General features: G+C 46.1%; 23 protein-coding genes and 5 tRNA genes. 10 read left to right on the top strand and 18 right to left on the bottom strand.

The features are described 5' to 3' along the window. Positions 1-41: 41 nt before the first annotated feature. Together ttcA and rssA are read left to right on the top strand one after the other, a co-directional pair. Positions 42-974, top strand: coding sequence for a tRNA 2-thiocytidine(32) synthetase TtcA (gene ttcA, locus F458_RS18910; RefSeq protein ID WP_018981796.1), 933 nt, complete (start codon positions 42-44; stop codon positions 972-974). A gap of 6 nt (positions 975-980) precedes the next feature. Next, positions 981-1,877, top strand: a complete 897-nt coding sequence (gene rssA, locus F458_RS0102490; RefSeq protein WP_018981797.1) for a patatin-like phospholipase RssA — start codon at positions 981-983, stop codon at positions 1,875-1,877. Positions 1,878-1,879: 2 nt separating this feature from the next. Here rssA and F458_RS0102495 read toward each other — a convergent pair whose 3' ends face one another. The 6 genes from F458_RS0102495 to F458_RS0102520 are packed head-to-tail and all read right to left on the bottom strand — an operon-like array spanning position 1,880 to position 6,303. After that, on the bottom strand, positions 1,880-2,518 hold the full coding sequence (locus F458_RS0102495; protein ID WP_018981798.1) for a DUF2987 domain-containing protein: 639 nt from the start codon (positions 2,516-2,518) through the stop codon (positions 1,880-1,882). Positions 2,519-2,531: 13 nt separating this feature from the next. After that, positions 2,532-3,323, bottom strand: coding sequence for a glucosaminidase domain-containing protein (locus F458_RS0102500; protein ID WP_018981799.1), 792 nt, complete (start codon positions 3,321-3,323; stop codon positions 2,532-2,534). Further along, positions 3,316-4,065: a hypothetical protein gene (locus F458_RS20005; RefSeq protein WP_156824144.1), complete on the bottom strand. Its 750-nt coding sequence runs from the start codon at positions 4,063-4,065 to the stop codon at positions 3,316-3,318. Before F458_RS20005 ends, F458_RS0102500 begins: the two co-directional genes overlap by 8 nt. Positions 4,066-4,123: 58 nt before the next feature. Next, positions 4,124-4,750: a LysE family translocator gene (locus F458_RS20620; protein WP_018981801.1), complete on the bottom strand. Its 627-nt coding sequence runs from the start codon at positions 4,748-4,750 to the stop codon at positions 4,124-4,126. Positions 4,751-4,753: 3 nt separating this feature from the next. After that, a complete protein-coding gene (gene cobB, locus F458_RS20625) occupies positions 4,754-5,461 on the bottom strand; it encodes a Sir2 family NAD+-dependent deacetylase (protein WP_018981802.1) in 708 nt (235 codons plus the stop codon). Further along, complete coding sequence (locus F458_RS0102520; protein WP_018981803.1) at positions 5,458-6,303, bottom strand: sulfurtransferase; 846 nt, start codon at positions 6,301-6,303, stop codon at positions 5,458-5,460. The genes cobB and F458_RS0102520 overlap by 4 nt, the downstream gene beginning before the upstream one ends. A gap of 361 nt (positions 6,304-6,664) precedes the next feature. On the opposite strand from F458_RS0102520, the gene F458_RS18920 reads away from it, so the two are divergent. Further along, a complete protein-coding gene (locus F458_RS18920; RefSeq protein WP_018981804.1) occupies positions 6,665-7,534 on the top strand; it encodes a glycosyltransferase family 2 protein in 870 nt (289 codons plus the stop codon). A gap of 100 nt (positions 7,535-7,634) precedes the next feature. Further along, positions 7,635-8,066, top strand: a complete 432-nt coding sequence (locus F458_RS0102530) for a hypothetical protein (protein ID WP_018981805.1) — start codon at positions 7,635-7,637, stop codon at positions 8,064-8,066. A 618-nt stretch (positions 8,067-8,684) separates the two neighbouring features. Here F458_RS0102530 and F458_RS0102540 read toward each other — a convergent pair. The 6 genes from F458_RS0102540 to uvrY all read right to left on the bottom strand — a co-directional run bounded on the left by F458_RS0102540 (position 8,685) and on the right by uvrY (position 12,437). Next, a tRNA-Leu gene (locus F458_RS0102540) sits at positions 8,685-8,771 on the bottom strand. A gap of 55 nt (positions 8,772-8,826) precedes the next feature. Then, positions 8,827-8,900: transfer RNA gene (locus F458_RS0102545), tRNA-Cys, on the bottom strand. A gap of 206 nt (positions 8,901-9,106) precedes the next feature. Beyond that, a tRNA-Gly gene (locus F458_RS0102550) sits at positions 9,107-9,181 on the bottom strand. 163 nt (positions 9,182-9,344) lie between these two features. Continuing rightward, positions 9,345-9,911, bottom strand: a complete 567-nt coding sequence (gene pgsA / locus F458_RS0102555; protein WP_018981807.1) for a CDP-diacylglycerol--glycerol-3-phosphate 3-phosphatidyltransferase — start codon at positions 9,909-9,911, stop codon at positions 9,345-9,347. A 56-nt stretch (positions 9,912-9,967) separates the two neighbouring features. Beyond that, complete coding sequence (gene uvrC / locus F458_RS0102560; RefSeq protein WP_018981808.1) at positions 9,968-11,785, bottom strand: excinuclease ABC subunit UvrC; 1,818 nt, start codon at positions 11,783-11,785, stop codon at positions 9,968-9,970. A 7-nt stretch (positions 11,786-11,792) separates the two neighbouring features. Continuing rightward, positions 11,793-12,437 (bottom strand): UvrY/SirA/GacA family response regulator transcription factor, encoded by a 645-nt coding sequence (gene uvrY, locus F458_RS0102565; RefSeq protein WP_018981809.1) that lies wholly within the window; start codon positions 12,435-12,437, stop codon positions 11,793-11,795. Positions 12,438-12,627: 190 nt separating this feature from the next. Between uvrY and F458_RS0102575 the strand changes: the two genes are divergently transcribed. Further along, entirely contained in the window at positions 12,628-12,807 is a 180-nt protein-coding gene (locus F458_RS0102575; protein WP_018981810.1) for a hypothetical protein, read from the top strand. Here the strand turns inward: F458_RS0102575 and F458_RS0102580 are convergent. The 5 genes from F458_RS0102580 to F458_RS0102600 form a co-directional block, all read right to left on the bottom strand. Next, a complete protein-coding gene (locus tag F458_RS0102580; protein WP_018981811.1) occupies positions 12,801-13,493 on the bottom strand; it encodes a pirin family protein in 693 nt (230 codons plus the stop codon). The genes F458_RS0102575 and F458_RS0102580 overlap by 7 nt on opposite strands. 82 nt (positions 13,494-13,575) lie before the next feature. Then, a complete protein-coding gene (locus F458_RS0102585; RefSeq protein ID WP_018981812.1) occupies positions 13,576-14,703 on the bottom strand; it encodes an aminotransferase class I/II-fold pyridoxal phosphate-dependent enzyme in 1,128 nt (375 codons plus the stop codon). After that, the gene (ovoA, locus tag F458_RS0102590) at positions 14,700-16,796 is read right to left on the bottom strand and encodes a 5-histidylcysteine sulfoxide synthase (RefSeq protein WP_018981813.1); all 2,097 of its coding nucleotides are present in this window, start codon (positions 16,794-16,796) and stop codon (positions 14,700-14,702) included. Before ovoA ends, F458_RS0102585 begins: the two co-directional genes overlap by 4 nt. Positions 16,797-17,045: 249 nt before the next feature. Continuing rightward, a tRNA-Ser gene (locus F458_RS0102595) sits at positions 17,046-17,137 on the bottom strand. Between the two features lie 124 nt (positions 17,138-17,261). Beyond that, a tRNA-Ser gene (locus tag F458_RS0102600) sits at positions 17,262-17,353 on the bottom strand. A 249-nt stretch (positions 17,354-17,602) separates the two neighbouring features. On the opposite strand from F458_RS0102600, the gene F458_RS0102605 reads away from it, so the two are divergent. Genes F458_RS0102605 through F458_RS0102625 form a run of 5 tightly spaced genes read left to right on the top strand, consistent with a single transcriptional unit; the run spans position 17,603 to position 19,656 of the window. Continuing rightward, positions 17,603-18,268: a Bax inhibitor-1/YccA family protein gene (locus F458_RS0102605; protein ID WP_018981814.1), complete on the top strand. Its 666-nt coding sequence runs from the start codon at positions 17,603-17,605 to the stop codon at positions 18,266-18,268. Positions 18,269-18,318: 50 nt separating this feature from the next. After that, positions 18,319-18,708 carry a sulfurtransferase complex subunit TusD gene (tusD, locus tag F458_RS0102610; RefSeq protein ID WP_018981815.1) on the top strand — a complete coding sequence of 130 codons (390 nt, stop codon included), beginning with the start codon at positions 18,319-18,321 and terminating at the stop codon, positions 18,706-18,708. Then, the gene (locus tag F458_RS0102615; RefSeq protein WP_018981816.1) at positions 18,708-19,055 is read left to right on the top strand and encodes a DsrE family protein; all 348 of its coding nucleotides are present in this window, start codon (positions 18,708-18,710) and stop codon (positions 19,053-19,055) included. The genes tusD and F458_RS0102615 overlap by 1 nt, the downstream gene beginning before the upstream one ends. Positions 19,056-19,105: 50 nt before the next feature. Next, positions 19,106-19,312 carry a hypothetical protein gene (locus tag F458_RS0102620; protein WP_156824145.1) on the top strand — a complete coding sequence of 69 codons (207 nt, stop codon included), beginning with the start codon at positions 19,106-19,108 and terminating at the stop codon, positions 19,310-19,312. Then, positions 19,312-19,656: a TusE/DsrC/DsvC family sulfur relay protein gene (locus F458_RS0102625; protein WP_018981818.1), complete on the top strand. Its 345-nt coding sequence runs from the start codon at positions 19,312-19,314 to the stop codon at positions 19,654-19,656. Before F458_RS0102620 ends, F458_RS0102625 begins: the two co-directional genes overlap by 1 nt. Before the next feature lie 152 nt (positions 19,657-19,808). Here the strand turns inward: F458_RS0102625 and serS are convergent, their stop codons facing one another. Further along, on the bottom strand, positions 19,809-21,104 hold the full coding sequence (gene serS, locus F458_RS0102630; RefSeq protein WP_018981819.1) for a serine--tRNA ligase: 1,296 nt from the start codon (positions 21,102-21,104) through the stop codon (positions 19,809-19,811). Positions 21,105-21,110 lie beyond the last annotated feature (6 nt).

Consider the following 21,110-nt stretch of genomic DNA (forward strand, 5'->3'; position numbering starts at 1 on the left):
GCTTTTGTATAATCCGGTTTTTGTTATTCAAGATGTCATCTATGAGCCAGTCAGCCAGTACCCCTACCGGGGATCAAAGCGCCCAAAGTAAGCAAAAGTACAGTTTCAATAAACTTCAGAAACGATTACGCAGGAACGTGGGCAAAGCCATTGCCGATTACTCTATGATCGAAGACGGCGATAAAGTAATGGTGTGTCTGTCCGGTGGCAAAGACAGTTACACGATGCTGGATATACTGCTTTTTCTGCAGAAAATTGCACCTGTGAATTTTTCTATTGTGGCGGTGAACCTGGATCAAAAACAGCCTGGCTTCCCGGCGCATATTCTGCCTGAATATCTTGATAATCTGGGGGTTGATTACCAGATAGTTGAAGAAGATACTTATTCAATTGTGAAAGATAAAATTCCAGAAGGCAAGACCACCTGCTCGCTCTGCTCTCGTCTGCGACGTGGAATTTTGTACCGCACCGCCACTGAGCTGGGCGCCACCAAGATAGCACTCGGCCACCATCGTGATGATATGTTGGAAACACTATTTTTAAATATGTTCCACGGCGGAAAACTAAAATCGATGCCGCCAAAACTTGTCAGTGACGATGGTAAACATATTGTCATACGTCCTCTTGCCTATTGCAATGAAGCTGATATTCAAAAGTACACAGAGGCGGTGGCGTTTCCTATCATTCCGTGCAACCTGTGTGGCTCACAGGAAAACCTGCAACGCCAAAATATTAAGCATATGTTGCAAGACTGGAACCGCAGATATCCAGGTCGTATCGAGTCGATGTTCAAAGCTATGCAAAATATTGCCCCTTCTCATCTACTCGATCGCGAATTGCATGACTTTGATAACATTGAACGCTCTCATGAAGCAGTGGTTGATGGTGATACGGCTTTTGATGAACCGTCATTTGATGATCCTCCTGCACACAATGCCCATGGCGTCGTTCAGGTGGTAACGTTAGCGAAGTAGGTTGTTATGAAAATTGGAATTGCATTAGGCGCTGGCGCCGCCAGAGGATGGGCGCATATTGGCATTATTCAGGCGCTTGAAAAGCTCGGTGTTAAAATTGATATTGTCGCAGGTTGCTCGGTTGGTGCTTACGTAGGAGCAGCCTACGCAAGCGGCAAACTGGAAGAATTGAAAACCTGGTCCTGCTCTCTTACAGAATGGCAGGTAATATCGTTGATGGGTATCGGAATTCGGCGGGGTGGCCTCGCCAGCGGTCAAAAAGTTTTCAACAAACTTCGCGATGATTTATGCGCGCCCACTTTTGAAGAAATGCAAAAGCAATTTGCGGTAGTCGCTACCGACCTGCACTCTGGCCGAGAAGTAATGTTCAATGCAGGGCCAGCCAACGAGGCAATACAGGCCTCATGTGCGATCCCCGCGCTTTTTAGTCCGGTGTCTTACGAAGGACGCTGGCTGGTAGATGGCGCCGTTGTGAATCCCGTGCCTGTTAATTTGTGTCGACAAATGGGTGCTGATTTTGTGATCGCCGTTAACCTTAACGCTGATTTCAAACCACAAAGGCTGGAAAAACCGGCTGAAGAGCATGAAGCTAATGAGCGAAAAACCGACCACTTCTTGCAGAAGAGCTCCACGGCCATCCGTCAATGGTTCTCACCGGACAAAGGCCCGGATGTGGATACACCGCCGGGCATTCTCAGTGTGATGAGCAGCTCATTGGAAATCCTACAGGCCAGGGTTACTCGTTCAAGGCTGGCTGGTGACCCGCCCGATGTTTTAATTGAGCCCAATCTGGCCGATGTCGGCTTGCTGGAATTTCACAGAGGGTCCGAATTGTGCCAGAAAGGCGAGGAAACAGTTAATCGGCTGGCCGAACAAATACGCTACCAGCTGGTGCTGACCTGATATCAGTCACGGGTCGCAATTGCAGTTACGCGTAACGGTTTTTCAGGCAAGGTCAGCGATTTCCCCTGCTCTATCCACTCTAGAGGAAGTTGCAAATACCCACCATTAATAGCAGGTGCATCTTTTAATGGTCGGCTCATCTGCTCATTAGCAAACTGCACGGTCAGGCCTTTTACAGACGGCATCATAAACGATAGAAAACTGCCCATTTCATTAAAGAATGCGTCATATTGCTCTACCAGCATCGCCAGCTCTTCCGGGGTGTACTCGGTTTTCAGATACGCTGGCTTTGTTTGCAATTGCACAGACATATCGCAAACATTGGCAGGCTCTGCCAAATCGACGTGTACCCTGGCCGCCGCCAGTTTAAGCGCTTTTTCGTCAGGCAATGTGAAGCGCTGCTCGTCGGTAACTGTAATAGGCAGTATCTTCTTATCAGTTACAATCTCAGCGTCCTTTATCTCGCACAGTCTGCCTTCACCAACGCGCATAAAGCCAAATGCAAACTCCAGCGCCTGCACATCATCACTGTTTAGCTTGCGCAAGTGACTGTAGAATTTGCTGTATTCAATTTCCAGGTTTTCCGCTATAACAGGGCCGGTAAACAGCGTTACTGCTAGAGCGACTACAAGATTCTTCATTCGCTGGCTTCTCTTATTCACTAATATATTCACGATTAAAGCGCATCATTGCCTGTAGCTCTTCAACGTACGCGGCACCTCGCTGGGAATAGTTCATCAGACCTTCTGCCAGCGCCATCCCTGAAATGTCTTTCTGATTACGGCGTAATCGGGCACGAATGTCACGTAAATCACTATACGCGTTATGACGATTGAGGTTGCGCATATAGGTGTAAGTGGCACGTGACAAATTATCAAATTTGGCCACTTCGTGTGAGGCGCCTTTGGTCCGTCTGGAAGGCACAAATCCACAGCCTTTGCGAAAACACCACAGACCAAAAAAGTTATACCCTTCCTGTGCAAAACGGCTGGTTCCCCACGCTGATTCATTAGCAGCCTGCGCTAAAACCAGCTCTTTAGGCAGTATATCGATGCGATTCATCAACGTACTTAAGCGTTCGTCGGTTGATTTTTCCGGGCTGATTTTGTATTCATCGACCAGCCAGTCGATGCGTTCTATGTCATCCTCGTCCAGCTCTTCACCACTGGTTAGTTGGCGTTGAAGCGTTTGCAAATAATGGCGCAGCGAGAGCAAATACTCATTCTGCTTGTCTACCTCTGGTCCGAGGTAGTCGTAAAACGCCGCTTTACGGCTTTTTACGTCGTCAAAAGAAGCGAAGTCAGGCACCGGTTCAGAGGCCTGCTCAGACTCAGGCACATCCAAAATGTCCGGTTCGCTGGTAGCAAGGATCCATGCATTGATAACAATTACTGCCAATACGCCCAGCGTAATCAGAACAATTTTGGTGGTTTCACGTTTATGCATCAAATGTAGACTCTTGTTCATTGCCGTTTTTAGATTTTACTGTCGAATCCCCTTGCCCACTGCCAAACAAGTCTTCATACAATAACCCCAGTGTGGCATAGTAAAACGGCATAACCCAAAGTAAAGCAAGACCCAATGTGAACAGCGATATGAGTGCCAGCGCGACAAAAATGACAAGTAAGACGCCGAAGCCCGATAAATAGCGATTCACCACACGACACGACAACAGTAGCGCGCCGGTAATAGACATTTTCTTATCAGCGATGAGCGGCAGCGTAAAAGACGTTGCTACCAGCAAATAGAGGCCAGGGATGATAAGTAATGCAAACCCCAGTTGCGTTAACATCGTCATCAGTAACTGCGCTATTGCCAGTGGTAATACTGATGGTACATAGCGGAAAAGCTCAGAGAACCCTCGGTTTTGGTGTGAGCCCGTTTCAGCCATAAGTACTGTCATCGCTGTAGTAATTGGTGTCACCAGAAAGATTACGGCCAAATTGATCATAAACTGCTGACCCTGGCTTATTGTAGCCAGTGCATCTAACGAGTACTGACTGACCAGAATCATTATCAGTACAGCGCAGATGACAAATACCACGCCGCAACCTGCTAACAATAGCGAATAGTTGGTTTTAACCAGTTCATTAGCTCGAGTCAGTATTTCTTTGACCGAAAATGCGTAGTCGCCATCCAATGCTCGCTGAAGATTATTCTGGCCTGATGTTGGAGTCGTATTAGACAAGCTTACCTCGAAATTTATTTCTTACCATCAGTAGTATACGTGAAAAGCGGCGGTGGTGTTACCCATACCAGATTAGTCTCACCGCCAACCCGAGTAGCAGTACTCCCATGGTTCTGTCGAGCCAGTAACCTTTTGCGCCAATCAGCTGGGCGACTCTGCTGGTACTTAGCAGATAAGATAAAAAACAAAACCACAATCCCGTCGCCACGGCCAGATAAATCCCATACCCAAGCTTCACACTAAAAGAGGTATCTACATCAATAAACGCGGTAAACAATGATAGAAAAAATAATGTTGCTTTCGGATTTAGACCATTGGTAAGAAAACCCGTCCATAGCGCTTTTTTTACAGACAATGTCTTTGTCGCAACGGGTGATTTACTGTCTGTCGGGTCTTCCTGATTTGTCGGCCCGCTTCGCAACGCTCCAACGGCAAGGTAGATTAAGTAGGCCGCCGCCAAGTAACTAATCACCGTATATAGCCACGGCGTAGTCTTAATTAAAACGCTAAGACCCACAATTGAATATGAAACATGGACCAGTATGCCAAGACCAATACCGATGCTGGTAAACATCGCTGCCCGACGTCCAAAGCTTATACTATTTCGTACGACGATAGCAAAGTCCGGGCCTGGACTCGCCACCGCCACCAGATGAATAAGCGCAATAGTTATAAACTCCTGCATGCGCTAGTTTCCTTCCAGCAGATTTTGAATAAAAGCCGGTACAACCTGAGAAGCAGGCCCCTGTTTGAATTCATCGAAGTCAGTTGGCCGGGTAGGTGCCTCAATATTCAACTCAACGGTTTTAGCACCGTATTGTTTCGCCAGTTGTACAAACCCAGCTGCAGGGTAAACCTGACCAGATGTACCAATGGCAATAAAAATATCCGCGGCTGCCAGTGCTTCGCCAATTTTATCCATATGCATAGGGACCTCACCAAACCACACAATATCTGGTCTTAAAGCGCCTGGTGGATCACAACAATGACAGCCGGTGGTACCATCAAAGTTACCAGTGTAATGAACAGCTTTGCCTGAAAGGATACATCTTGCTGAAAGCAATTCACCATGCATGTGGATCACCCGACGGCTGCCTGCCCGCTCGTGTAAATTATCCACATTCTGGGTAACTACCAGGCACCGTTCGCCCATCTCGGCTTCCAGTTCTGCCAACGCCACGTGTGCTGCGTTGGGCCGAACATCCGGCTGTTGCAGCTGCTGTCGACGTAGGTTGTAGAACCGATATACAGCCGCTGGATCCCGTTCAAACGCCTCCGGCGTTGCCACATCCTCTACCCGATGCTTTTCCCACAACCCATCATTATCTCGAAATGTGTTAAGGCCCGACTCTGCAGAAATCCCGGCCCCCGTTAAAATCACCACGTGCGGTTTCATGCGCCCGTCTCCACAGGCAGGCTTGTATCAGCGCCCCACTCCGCCCAGCTGCCATCGTATACCGAAACCTCATTGGCGCCGCAATACCGCAAAACAAAACCGATAATGCAAGCGGTAATACCTGACCCACAGGTGCAGATGGTCGGTCTGTTAAGCACTATTCCTTTATCTTTCAACAGTTTTTTCAATTCATCGTGGGATTTGAATTGTCCGTTATCTTGCAATACGTCACGGTAATGCAGGTTCATCGCACCGGGGATATGGCCGGCGCGCACTCCCTCTCGCGGGTCGGGTTCTGCACCGCTAAATCGTGCCGGACTACGGGCATCTATAATTTGGATCTGTGCGTCTAACGCCGCACGCACCGTATGGCTATCTACAAACCATCCCTTTACTGGCGCGGGTTCAAAAATCCGGGTGGCCGGCAAAATCGGGGCCTGGTTAGTCAAGTATCCTGCATCACGCCATGCGGGCAGTCCGCCATCCAGTAATGCCACATTGTCGTGACCAAGGGCTTTCAACATCCAGAAAACTCGGGCCGCGCAAAACATGCCCCGGTTATCATAAACCACAACCGGCTGTTGCATACTTACTCCACGCTGACCGAATAACGTAGCCTGAAATTCCAAAGTGGGTAACGTATGAGGCACCCCGGCTGAAGTTGTACTACCATCAGCATCCAAATCAAGACCAACGGAACCCGGAAGGTAATCGGTGCTATTATCCGGCGAATTATCACCGGGGTTATGCATAAGCGCCCTGATTAGCACCATAGGTTTGCTGGTTATCAGATGATGTAGTGAGCCTGGCTGTACTAGCGTATCAGCGTTAAAGCTGGCCATAACTATTCCCTTCGTAAATTAGTGGTTTTAGATGATACGGGTCGTCGCTCTAAAATTAAATAGTGACGCTGTTGTCTGTTTTATTTAAAAAGGTAGCTATTCGCTTCTGGTTCTGTAATATAAATTCCAAAAATAATAATACTTATTCATTGTAAGCTGCGAAAAAAACGCAGTATATTTATGAAACCAGTGTAATTATTTCATGATTACACATACATAATAAAAAGAATATTCATCTGATTGCCTTTAGTTACAGCAAGTTAAAGCATTTGCCAGTTGGTTTGGAATTTGCTTTATCGCTCTACAGAAAGATTGGACACGCGAAGTATCCACTCAAACCAGTACTTAAGAGGACAATAAGATGTCAAACTGTTTTAGCGTAGTGACCATAGTAAAAAACCGGACACAACAGCTCGCTAATCTTATCAACAACCTCGAGGCAGCGGACGCTAAACCCTCTGAGCTTATTATAGTCTGGATGACATCACCTTCAGACAGTTCACTGATTCAAAGCGAGCATTTTGATATTCAGCATCGTTTTGCCACATCTGAAGACTTACCTATTGCGCAGGCCCGAAATAAGGGCTTTATGTCATGCTCTCATGAGTACATTTTTCACCTGGATGTAGATTGTTTATGCCCACCTGGTTTTTTTGCTGATACATTACATCACTGGCAAGAGAATCGCCTGTATACCGCAAAGGTGGTTCAGGTTGAGTCTATGCAGGACGATGCCAGCTACCAACAGGTTAAACAGGCAGATAGTCAGCATATCTACGATACCCAACAAGCAGTACCTGCCAATACGAGTTTTCGCTCTGCGGTATTCGCAATCCGTAAAACTGATTTTGAACGGGTTGGCGGATTTGACGAGCAGTATCATGGTTTCGGTATTGGTGATATTGATTTTGTAACCCGTTGCGATGTTGCCGGTCTTAAGCTGGCCAGGCTGAAAACACAAGTATTCACACAATATCGTTCAAACTATCAATACCCTATCAATCACCTGCTGGATATTGTGACCAATGCCAATGTTTTTAAACATAAATGGGGGTATTACCCGGCTACTCACTGGCTTGCTGCTTTTGTTAAAAATGGCTTTGTGAATAAAGACTACGAGCGCAAAGGGTTGTCTATTTTACGCATGCCCACTCAGGATGAGATTTTCGCTGCGTTAAATGAACATGCTGAACCCGATGTACCCGCAAATGCCGCACAAATGACTGCGTAGATCTCTTGCAGTCTGCTCATGACGAGCAGACTGTGGTGCTTTGCATAAGAAACAGCTACTATATAAAGATTATATTATACTGCCTTCGGAGTTGTCGTAAATGGCCGGTAGCGAAGCAACTACTAACAAAAACAAAGCGCAAAAATATCGTTTTTTTATCAAAGATAATGTTGTTTTCGACATTCCCAGTGATGTCTACTGCCCCAAGCAGGTTGACGACTGGTGTAAAGCGATTATAAAGACAGCGTCGCAATTGGATAAATGGATTATTCTCAGTATTCCTGACATTTCTCACACTATCACCCACGATGCCGCTGTAAGAATGAAGAAAGATCTTTCTGCGCTTGACGCGCACGGCTGTCAGGGAGTATTAATACTGACCTCAACGGTAAATGCAAAGATTTTTGCGCACGCGCTGGCCGGTAGCAAGGATGGCCTGACCATTACCACCTCGGAATCTATTGAAACACTCTGCCAGCAGGCACAGGAGCTACTGGGGTCCGATGCTGTACTTAACTATGTAAATGGGTAATTATCCATATGTGTAACTGGCTCGATGAAAATACCAATCGAGCCGGGCTCACCTCATAACATGAAGATTTTTGTAGTTAAGAGATATAACCAGCTGTGCGTGCCTGTTCCTAACCTGACAGAATAAAATTTTCTGTCTTTTAGCTGATCATTGCGTAATGATTGAAAGCCCCCTTCTTCCTCTGCAGATATTAACGAATCGAAAACTCAGAAATTCAAGAATTTTAAGTTAATTAGCCTGTAATTTACAGGATGGGTGAAGTCAAAAAGTTAAACGCTGATTTTATTAAGATTGTTATCATCACTCAGCGAAATAAAGGTGATGCTGCTTGATGAATGACCTTGCCTGCAGTTTTTCTCAACAAAATGCACGATCGGCTTTTGAGAACCCAGCAAATTCACCTGTACATGCTTCATTTGATTCTGAACCAGGCCAGGGTATTGTTGAGCGTCAATGCGACAGGCGAGTGAATTATTTTCTATCGAAGGTTTTTTGAAAGTTACGATTAACAGAGGGGCAAAGAAATGCCTGCTAAAGCTACCCGACGTAGCGGATATAGCAATAACTACATATCAATACAGAAAGCGCTAAATAGCTATTCATTTAAAGAAAGAAAAATGGTGCCCGGGGCCGGACTTGAACCGGCACACTCTAACGAGCGAGGGATTTTAAATCCCTTGTGTCTACCAATTTCACCACCCGGGCATTGGGTCAGCTTGCGCTTGGTGCAGGTGTAGAACCTGTTCGCTGTAAAGCAATATGGAGGCGGAACCCGGAGTCGAACCGAGATCCACGGATTTGCAATCCGCTGCATAGCCATTCTGCCATTCCGCCATATCTGTAAGGAAAACAAGATAAGTAACTGGCAACCACTGTATTGCGAGGCGTCGCGATATAGAGTTACCTGAATATCCACATTCCACTCAAACATTTAAATATCTGGCGAGAAACAAGATGCGTAGCTGGTAACCACGTTGCCGCGATCTGTCGCAATAACGAAACCATCAAAACATCAAATTTCAATCAAACATTTATATATTTGGAGCGGGAAACGAGATTCGAACTCGCGACCCCAACCTTGGCAAGGTTGTGCTCTACCACTGAGCTATTCCCGCACTTTTAATTCATTTTAGATTGGCTGGTGCCTCTCTAAAACGTGGGATGCATTCTACCTGCCCCTCGCTGACTGTCAATATGAAATGGCAGTAATTTATGGATTTTATAACTGTTTGCTAGTTTTTTATGCATTTTGCTTATCTGGCAAACAACTGTTTGAAATCAGTCCCTTCCGGTGAGATGACGAGATGCGGCAATTGTATAACTGCACATAGACCATAACGACAAAACAGCAGCCACATATAACAGGATATACCCTAGCGTAACCCAGAAAATCGGGACACCCATAAAGGTTTCAAGGCCTGATAACAAACCAATAAGCGCCAACATTTGCGTGGTTGTTTTAGCTTTGCCGATAAAAGATACCTGAACTAACTCTCTTACGCCCTGACTACTCATCCATTCTCGCAAGGCGCTCACATATACTTCTCGAATTAAGAGAATTATGGCGGGAATGGTTATCCAGAGCGAGGCATAGTTGTGGGTTATCATCAATAATGCTGCTGCTACAATAAGTTTATCCGCCACCGGATCTAAGAATGCACCAAAGGGGGTGCTTTGTTTCAGTTTACGGGCCAGATATCCGTCAAACCAGTCAGTAATCGCTGCCAGCCAGAAAATAAACGCAGCCGCCTCATGGGCCCAGCGCCACTCCAGAAAATACACCAGTACAAAAACAGGAATAAGGGTAACTCTGAATAGCGTGATGATATTGGGTACTGTCCACATAATAACTTCTCTGTTAACACCACTTTGCCAGTGGCAGGACCATATACAGGTGATAGTTAGCCATGTAAGTGGTCGTAAATTATTTCAGCCAGGTCCCGGCTGATGCCAGGAACACTTGCTATTTCATCTTTACTGGCTTTTTTAAGGCCTTGTAGCCCGCCCATAAATTTCAAAAGGGCTTGCCTGCGTTTAGCGCCTATTCCCGGTACATCTTCCAACGTAGATGTATTACGAACTTTCTGCCTGCGATTACGATGACCGGTAATGGCAAACCGATGCGACTCGTCCCGTATATGCTGAATAAGATGCAATGCGGGGGCGTGACTTTCCATCGGGATGGTTTCATGCGAATCAGCCAGAATAAGTGTTTCCAGTCCCGGCTTTCGGGTAGTGCCTTTCGCTACACCAATGAGCATGGGACGCTTATCGTCTGGCCAGTCTTCAAAAAATGTTTCAGCCTGCGCCAGCTGCCCCTTTCCGCCATCGATAAACAGGATATCGGGAATTTTAGCTACTTCGCTCACCGTTTTATAACGCCGCTTCAATGCTTGCGCCATTGCTGCATAATCATCACCCGGTGTAATACCTTCTATATTATACCGGCGATAATCTGCTTTAAGCGGGCCTTCCCGATTAAACACAACACATGATGCCACAGTTTGCTGGCCCGATGTGTGACTAATATCAAAACATTCCATACGCTGAATAGGTACTTCACGTTCAAGGGTTTCTTCTAAATCAAGATAACGGGCATGTACCGACTTTTGTTCAACATAGCGCGCATCCAGTGCGCTCTGTGCATTGCTCTGCGCCAGTTCCATGTAGCGCCGTTTTTCTTCCCGTGCACCGCGGAACAATTTGACCCGGCGTCCAGCCTCTGTACTTAGCAGTTCAGTGATGGCCTCTTCATCACTCAACGTTACGGGAAGCACAATTTGTTTGGGAATAATTTTGTTGCCAGCCAGATAAAACTGCAAAAAGAACGCTTCGAAAATCTCATCTTCTGTCGCAGTTGGGGGGACTTTAGGAAAAAATGCTTTACTGCCTAACAGCTGGCGATCCCTTATAAACATTGCCTGAATGCATGCCATATTGCCTTTCACAGCAAAGCCAAACACATCCATTTCATCCTGAGTGCCGGCTACCCATTGTCTTTCCTGAACTTTTCTGAGTGCACTGATTTGATCCCGGTAACGGGCGGCCGCTTCAAAATTAAGATCAACTGAGGCTTTTTCCATGCGTTCAACCAGCGCCCCAATGACTTGTTTATTCTTACCCTTGAGAAACATGCGCGCGAGATTTACCTGTTCGGTGTACTCTTCGTCTGACACATACCCTTCAACACAAGGTGCGCTACAGCGCTTCATTTGATATTGCAAACAGGGGCGACTTCTGGCGCGATAGTAGCTATCCTCACACTGTCTTACCGGAAAAATTTTCTGCATTGAGCGCAAAGCTTCGCGCACCGACCAGGCACTTGGGTACGGTCCGAAATATTCTCCTTTACGTTTTTGCGGCCCCCGGTGAAAAGACAGCCTGGGATGCTCATGATCGGACAGAAAAATAAATGGATAGGATTTATCGTCCCGTAAAACCACGTTGTATCGGGGTTTGTACTTTTTGATAAAATTATTTTCCAGCAGAAACGCCTCGGTTTCGCTGTTAACTACGGTGACATCCATATCGGCAATCTGACTGACCAGAGAGCGGGTTTTGGCGTTATCCACCTGCATTCTGAAGTAGCTGGCCACCCGTTTCTTCAGATTTTTTGCTTTACCCACGTAGATAACTTCAGACTGCTCGTTATACATGCGGTATACGCCAGGCTGATGAGTCAGGTGTTTTAAAAATTCAGTGGAATCAAACGTTGCCATGCAAGCCTTACAGCGCGTTAGGATCAATAAGCTTATGTCGATATGCCAGGTGCGTCAGTTCCACATCGGTAGACACCCCCAGCTTTTCAAACATTCGATAACGGTAGGTATTTACCGTTTTGGCGTTGATGGAGAGCTCTTCTGCGATATCAGGCACTCGCTGACCACGGGTTAGTCGCATAGCAATATTCAGCTCACGGGTGGACAAAATGTCAAACGGATTATCTGAGTCTGCTGACAGTTTGCTAATCGCGATACGTTGAGCAATATCCGCCGGCAAATATTTTTGGCCGGATGCTACCTTGTAAATAGCGCGAATCATCTCCTCATGCTCAGCATCCTTAGTCAAAAAACCAAACGCACCAATTTGCATTACCTGAGCAGGGATCGGATGTTCTTTATGCATTGATAAACATATCACCCGTGTATTTTCAGCCATCCTTAGTATCTTGCGCGTTGCTTCCAGCCCACCCATACCTGGCATGTTGACATCCATCAGTACTACGTCGGGCGCATTTTTTCGGCACGAGGCAACAGCGTCTTCTCCACTACTTGCCTCTGCGATCACAGAAAAGTCTTTGATATCGTCCAGAATCCGTCTGATACCTGTTCTGACCAGCTCATGATCATCTACCAGAATTATTTTTATCAAGTTTTACTCACCGATAGTCTTAATAATCATTGATATGCAGGCGTACCCGCAGCAAGGACATAATACCATGCTGCCCTTGTGTGTGAAGTACCTTGGTGGTTTCCATATTTTACTGTACCTGTAAAATCGCCATCAGATTGTCATTCGTAATATAGCAACGATGAGATCAAAACAGAGAAGGTGAAACGCTATGTCTTATTCAGCTATCAGCGATGCAAGCAGAGAGACAGTGTCGTTTAAAGCAACCTGGGCGGGCGTTAAAGCACACTTCGAAAAAGCTGCAAATGGTGACAGGGTCGAAAAAGCACTCCCAACTGTAAGTTTACAATACAAACCCATATTGGGAGCGCATCGTGTTGTTTATCATTGATGCGGTAAATCAAACCAAAGCGCTTCCGTGTCCTCCCCTGCACGCAGCATCACATTTTTTTCGTTCTGAATACCATAACCGTCACCGGCCGCAAAATACTTGTCAGTGCCGTTAAGCTGGCCTTTTATCATATGCAAATAACCACTTCTGCCCTCTGCGGAAAACGTTATTTCTTCATCTTTCTGCAGCTTTAATTTATATATGGAGACATCCTGATTTATAGAAATCGCTGTATCGCTACCCTGAGGCGTAACAATCGGTGTAAGCGGCCCGTTTGGTATTATGGTTTTCTGCGCGTAGCTAGGGCTAATACCGTGTTTTTGAGGCTGTATCCATATTTGTAGCAAATGAGTCGGAGTCGTAGAAGAAGGGTTGAATTCTGAGTGCAATATACCCTTGCCTGCGCTCATACGCTGGATATCGCCTACCGGGATAATTGCCTGATTGCCCTGACTGTCTTTATGTTCAAGCTCTCCATCTATAATATAGGTAATAATTTCCATATCACGATGGCCATGGGTATCGAAGCCGTAACCCGGCTTGACCACATCCTCATTAATAACCCTAAGGACGGAAAAGCCCATGTGCTCAGGATCATAATAGTGCCCAAAAGAAAAACTATGGCGGCTTTGCAGCCAGTCTATCTCAACCTGACCTCGTTCATCAGCGCGTCTTATGTACTCCATAACAATTCCTTAAAAAATAATAGAGAGATAGTGTAATCACAGATACGGTAAAGCAACATTATCAAAAATTTGTTTTGGCGTTCTATTTTTTAGAATTCTTACAAAGGCGATTTACCAGGCTGACTATGGTTTGAGGATGGGTGGCCAGATTAAGCCTGAAAAAACCCGGTAAAAACTCGGTATCGCCAGGGCCTAGCGCCAGGTGATAATCGTGCAGCAGCGTATGGGCCGGATCGGCAGATAAACTTCTGGCGTCTAATAACGCAAAGTACGTCCCTGCGCCGATAGTTACCGACAGGCTATCAGGTAAGCGTGGGATGTGTGTGTTGAGTAAATCCCGGTTATCAGTAATCACTTGTTTTACAGTAGCGAACCACTCATCGCACGACTGGTAAACAGTATTGAGTATATGGCAACCCAACGGGCTGGGCGAAAGATGTCGCTGGTTAACTATATGCTGAAATGTATTTCTTTGTTCCGGACTGGGGACAATTGCATAAGCGGCATTATCTACAGCAGCCAGATTGAAGGTTTTGGAGGCCGAACGCAGTACAATAAGACCGGGCCAATTCTGTGCATCGGTATTCAGCAGCGATATGAAGGGGGCATCGAAGGTAAAATCAGCATGAGCTTCATCGCAAATTATAATAATATTATGACTGTGACAATAATCCACCAACGTTTGCAGCTGGTCATATGACCACACATGGCCGGTGGGGTTTTGCGGATTACACAGCAACACCGCGGTAGAATCAGGGTCAATGGTTGTCACATCCAACGACCATGCTTCTTGCGAGTTAAGCGTCATAGACACAACGCTAAGTGCTCTGCCCTGCGCGCTTACTGCATCGTACAACGGACTATAAGTGGGTGAGACAACAGTGACTTTGTCGCCGCGCCCTGTAAAACAATCGACACAGTGATATAACGCATCCACGATGCCCGCACACGGGACCACCCAGGACTCATCAATAACAACTTGTTGGGCGCCAAGCCACTCACATATCGAGTTTGCTACTGACACATGCTGATATCCTGCCTGGTTACCGCTAATAAAAGCGCACACTGCATCCTGCACCGGCTTAGGGATCGCGATATCCATGTCGGCGATCCACATCGATAACATGTCAGGGTAAACCACCCCAAATTTCGCTTCTACCCCATCGTACTGTAAGGCACCCGAACCGCGCCGATCAATAAACAGACTCACTTCACTTTTTCAAATACATTGAACTCAGAAATGCTGTGCTGATATTTTCGCTTTGTTTCACGAATGACAAACTCGACATCAATGGGGCCATCCAGACGCTGACATTCATCTAACGCCCGCTCCAGCGCATCGGTTGAAGTTAATGTTTCACCTGTGGCTTCTTTAAAACCGCCCAGCCATTCGTCACGTTCGGTATATTCTGTTAGCCACGTAAATGGCGAGGCCACCACAAGAATTCCGCCTTTATTCAAGCGTGACTGAACATCTTTAAGTAATTTGCGCGGGGAATAAACGCGATCCAGAAGATTCCCCATAAAAATCAGATCGTAGCCTGAATATTGTGATTTCAAGTTACATGCATCTCCCTGGGCAAAATGAACCCGCTTAGCATAGTCACTGAGCCCCAGGTTCTTCAGTTTGCGCGACTTAAAGGAAGTCAGCTCACCTTCGTCTATCAGGTGATAACGAATTTCACCACGCTCCTGCATCGCAAACGCAGTTTTGATGAAACGGGCGGAAAAATCGATTGCATCCACATGGAGAAATTTTCTGGCCAATTCAAACGAACTACGACCAACCGCACAACCAAGATCCAGCGCCTTATTAGTAGCTCTGCCCTGCGCATATTTCAGGCAATGTTCAGCAGAGGTTCGTGCAAAGTTGGGTACACCAAAGTATTCCTCGCCGTAATGAAATTCGCTGTACTGAGAAACCTGCGTATCACTTTCATAATCAAAGTCTGTCACTGTAATATGATTAGGTGACTCTACATACCGAAAGCCAGCATGCTGGAAAAAGTGACGCCTGAAAGCATAACGGCTATCCCGGGTCGCTTCGTTGCCAGTAGATACCCAGGAACCGCCTTTAATCAGGTTGTGTTTGTTGTCGAATGTCGGCGTGGTGAAATCATCATACAAAGGATGCACTTTGAACCCCGAAAACGGATAAATAGGGGTTTCAGTCCACTGCCATACATTCCCTGCCACATCATAAAAGTCCCCGTGTCGATTGATATCAACGGGTTCTGAAGAAGCGCTTTTATTTAAATTGATATTCATGCCATCATTAAAACGCACCTGCTCAAGGCCGCAATGATCCCTCAAACGCTGCCATTCATTTTCTGTAGGTAAGCGTATAGGTTTATTTTCACGGGCAGCCAACCAGTTACAAAATGCTTTTGCTTCGTGATAATTTACATCAACGGGCCACGACAATGGCAGTGGAAGTTCCTTAACCATGGCTCGATACATATAGCCTTCATCGGTTTTGCGCCAGAACACCGGGTGTGCGGCATTCGTAAAGTCTCGCCAGGCTTTACCCTCTTCTTCCCAACACGCATTTTGCTGATAGCCACCCTGCTCGACAAACTCAAGAAATTCCGCGTTACTAACCAGATGAGCAGACGCTTTAAATTCGGTTACGTCTTCTTTTTGCATGCCATATTCATTATCCCAGCCGTAATAGTCCCCTTCCGTGGATTTTTGGTTGACCACACTTCCTGCGCTAACGGGGAGCAGATGATTTTCAGGTACGTCGTTGTGCAACTGCGACGGCATCCAGTCATCCTGGGGCTGAATAAATTTGAGATCTAACTGACGCAACAGTACCGAAGACGTTTCCAAATGGATTCGCTCATGTTCGATCCCCATCAAAATCGGCCACATAGGGCTTTCCCAGTCAATGGGCATTGAAAAGGACTGGGTATTGATCAAATCGCCTACGACTTTTCGAACTTGCGTGCGGTAATCACTCACAGCATCGACACAAGGCCAGTCATAATTATCGTCATTAAGATCATCCCAACTCATCTCATCAACACCGACTGCAAACAGTGATTCAAATTCAGGATTGATGCGCGTATTTAGCTGTTTAGCCAGGACCAATTTATTGATAAAAAATGTAGCGGTATGCCCGTAATAGAAAATCAAAGGATGGCGCAGCGGATCAGGGCGCTGGTAAAACGCTTCATCGGATTTCAGATTACTGAATAAGCTTTCATACATGTCGCAGGTGGCGTGAAAATACGCCAGAATCTCTGCCCGTTTCTCTTCGACTGACCCCGTGCGCAGATGGGGGGTGTGTAACGGCGTCATGGGACTTCCTTATAACAACTTCATTTTGCTATACCATACCAATTTACACTGATATATCTCACATATTTTTTTAATGTGAAAAAGACAGATCAAACTAGTGATTTCGAGAAAAATATTACGCTTTTAACAGGTTTTCAGTTTAATCATACAAAAGAAGTTTGCGTGAACAATTGTTCACTTCTTACCAGGGAGGATTCTGGGATTTAAGAAGCAGGAATGAAAAAACCCACCTTGCGGTGGGTTTTAATTTGGCGGAGAGGGAGGGATTCGAACCCCCGGAAGGTTTGACCCTTCGCCTGATTTCAAGTCAGGTGCATTAAACCGAGCTCTGCCACCTCTCCAAAACTGATTGTCTTCACATCAATGTGAATAGGGTAAGCAAGTAAGTCTTTTGCTCATTAGCAAATTACCTAATAGCTTTACCGCTGAAATACCGTATTAACTTCACATACGCTATCTCTAATATGGCGGAGAGAGAGGGATTCGAACCCCCGGAAGGTTTGACCCTTCGCCTGATTTCAAGTCAGGTGCATTAAACCGAGCTCTGCCATCTCTCCGAGAAGTGTTGCGTATCTTAATGAAATTTTTTTGGCTGTAAAGTCTTAATTAAAAAAAAAGGGTTAACTGATGGTCATTTAGCCAATCAGCACGTGAAATAAACAATATCTACAATGACATCCGACTGCTATAATGTTTCGTATAAATTTGTGATTCAAACACTTGAATTCGGGAACTAAAACCCATACAACGTACTCAAAGAATCAATTAGCTGATTTAGTTAATAGTCAATCCTGTTGGAGGAAAAGATGGACAACCGTTCGATGTATGCTAATACATCTCAGCCGTCGGTGCTGGAAACAAACAAGGTGTTGCGTAACACCTACATGCTACTGGCTATGACTCTGGCATTCAGTGCAGTATGCGCAGGGGTAGCCTTGGCAGTTGGCGTCGGTCCACTGGCGTCCATTGCTATGATGATTGGTGCGTTCATTACGCTTTTTGTGGTTCATAAAAAAGCAGAATCATCGTCAGGTATCTACTGGGTTTTTGCCTTTACTGGTCTGATGGGAGCGTCACTGGGCTACACCCTGCAGTATTATCTGCAATTTGGCGGTCCAATGCTTATCATGCAGGCGCTGGGCGCAACGGCATTAGTGTTTTTTGCACTTTCTGGCTATGCCCTGACCACCAAGAAAGATTTCTCATTTTTGGGCGGATTTTTAATGGTTGGTCTGGTTGTAGTGATTGTTGCTGGTATCGCGAATATCTTTTTCGCAGTACCTGCAGTAAGTCTGGCACTTAACGCAGCAATCGTGTTTATTATGTCAGGTTTGATATTGTTCGACACCAGCCGTATTATTAATGGCGGTGAAACAAATTATCTGCGCGCAACTGTCGCGCTTTACCTGAATATCTATAACCTGTTCACGTCGCTTCTACACCTTTTGGGTGCATTTGGCGGTGATGACTAACATTATCAGTTAAGGAAAACACCCCGCTCTGTCGGGGTGTTTTTGTATTTATGGCTCGCTACTCTATATTGATAACGCATTCTCCCGGTGAGATATCACACACCATCGCCGCCCAGCGTTTCGCCAGGCAGGTTGCTGGTGCTGGTCATATGCTCAGCAATATTTTCTTTTACGGTAATGGCACCTATCACGCCAACGCATTTATGCAAATCCCCAGTGACGAACATCAAAGTTACAGTGAGTGGTGCGACATAAGCCGGGATGCCAGGTGCCCACTAATGGTATGCGTCACCGCAGCTGTTAAACGAGGTTTGCTCTGTGCAACTGAGGCTCAGGATGCTGGCGTTACAGCAGTGACCTTACAAGCGCCATTTGAGCAAGTTGGGCTTGGTGAATTTTTTACCCAGTTACACGATTGTGACCATCTGGTGCAGTTCTAATGGCAAAGATACTCATTCATTTCTACAGTGCACCATATACATCGAACACCTGTGCCGAAGGCCTTGATTTTGCTATTGCAGCAACCAACTACGGGCATGAGGTTTCAGTTTTATTTTCAGATCACGCTGTGCACATATGGCAACCTGAGCAGTCACCTGCGCCGGGGATAAAAAACCTTGCAAAACGATTAAAAGCTTTACCACTTTTTGATATTGAAAATTTGTATATCTGCAGTATGTCAGCCAGTGCTCACGATTTGCAGATAAGCTCGCCGTTAGTTACTGCCTTAGACGGCGAACAAATAAATCAATTGATTCTAAACGCCGATCACGTGGTTACTTTCTGATGGTTATTGTTATAAAAAGGGCTCAGATCAGCGATGCCAAAAAACGCCAATTGGCTTTATTATCAGCTCAGCATGCTGTGCTATTAATGGGTGACGGCGTTTATTTGGCGCCGCATCTGCCTGAATTACGCTGCCGTTGTTATATTTATTCTCTCGATGCAACAGTACGTGGTATCCGCAACTACGAACAACAGTTGGCTGACGATACAATGCTGGTTACACTTTCCCACACACATTCGCCCTGGGTAGTTTGGTAATGAAAGAACAAAACACATTCGATTGGAAAGGACAGTCAGTTCCGGTGGACAAGAATGGTTACTTGCTAAATGTCTCTGACTGGCAGGAAGACATGGTGCCGGTGCTGGCAGCACAAGAAGGTATTATCTTAAGCGATGCCCACTGGGAAGTAGTGAAATTTGTCCGTCACTTTTATATGGAATACGACACCAGCCCGGCAATACGGGCACTGGTGAATGCAATGAAACAAACCTATGGACCAGATAAAGGCAACAGCCGCTATCTGCAGCGGCTTTTTCCCAAAGGGCCGGCTAAACAGGCGACTAAACTTGCTGGGCTGCCTAAACCGGCGAAATGCCTTTAGAACTGCAGTCTGTGGAATTGAAAAACACATAGACTGCTCTTCGCAGAGCATGACGATCCCTTTTGTATGTTTTTAATAGTAGTAGCAGAGTAAAAAAGCCCGGTAACAAACCGGGCTTTTCAAAAAGAAGGAATAATGAATTGAGGAGTATCTTAACCCGCAGTAATTGCCTTAAGCCCACCCATGTAAGGCACCAACACCTCTGGGACCAGAACGCTCCCATCAGCCTGCTGATAATTTTCCAATATAGCCACTAATGTGCGGCCCACAGCCAGTCCAGAGCCATTTAAAGTGTGCAATAATTCTGGTTTATTGGTTTGTGGATTGCGATAGCGCGCCTGCATACGTCTTGCCTGAAAATCCAGCATATTCGAACAAGAAGAAATTTCCCGATAAGTATCCTGAGCAGGCAACCATACTTCCAGATCGTAGGTCTTACAGGCTCCAAAACCCATATCGCCGGTACATAACAATACTTTGCGATATGGCAATTCCAAACGCTGTAAAATTGCCTCTGCATGCTGTGTCAACGCTTCAAGCGCATCAAAACTGTCTTCGGGCCTGACCAGCTGAACAAGCTCTACTTTTTCAAACTGATGCTGACGTATGAGGCCCCGGGTATCACGGCCGTATGAGCCAGCTTCGCTTCTGAAACAAGGGGTATGGGCCGTCATTTTTAAAGGCAACTGCTTTGCTTCAAATATTTCATCGCGACCAATATTAGTTAGCGGTACTTCCGCAGTAGGGATCAGCGATAATCCCTGACCTTCTTCAGTTGCAGGCTGCGTGTGAAATAAGTCTTCACCGAATTTCGGTAACTGACCGGTTCCAAACAAGCTGTCATGATTGACCAGAAAAGGCACGTAGGTTTCTTCATAACCATGCTCTTCGGTATGGATATCAAGCATGAACTGAGCGAGTGCACGGTGAAGACGAGCAATTTTACCGCGCATCACCACAAACCGGCTGCCTGTCAGCTTAGATGCCAGCTCGAAATCTGCTCCCTTGTCTAAATCATAAGCCACATCGACGTGATCTTTGACCGTGAAATCAAACGACTTTGGCGTGCCCCAACGACTGACTTCAACATTTTCGTCTTCACTTTTACCTACGGGGACAGACTCATGGGGCAGATTCGGAATGCCCTGGGTCATTTCGGTAACTTTTATCTGAATTGCGGCGAACTCGGCTTTAGTAGCGTCGAGCGCATCCCCCAGCTTGCCCACTTCCGCAAGCAGTGGCGCGATATCTTCGCCCTGTGCTTTAGCTTTTCCAATTGACTTACTGCGCACATTACGTTCGTTCTGCAGATCCTGCATCTTTACCTGCAGTGATTTGCGCTGCTCTTCCAGGGCATTAAATGCCTCCACGTCCAGTTCAAAGCCGCGGCTTTTAAGACGTTCGGCTGTGGTTTCGATATCGCTTCGAAGACACTTTGGATCTAACATGTGCTT

It is taken from the genome of Salinimonas chungwhensis DSM 16280 (genome assembly GCF_000378185.1).
GTDB classification, from domain to species: domain Bacteria; phylum Pseudomonadota; class Gammaproteobacteria; order Enterobacterales; family Alteromonadaceae; genus Alteromonas; species Alteromonas chungwhensis.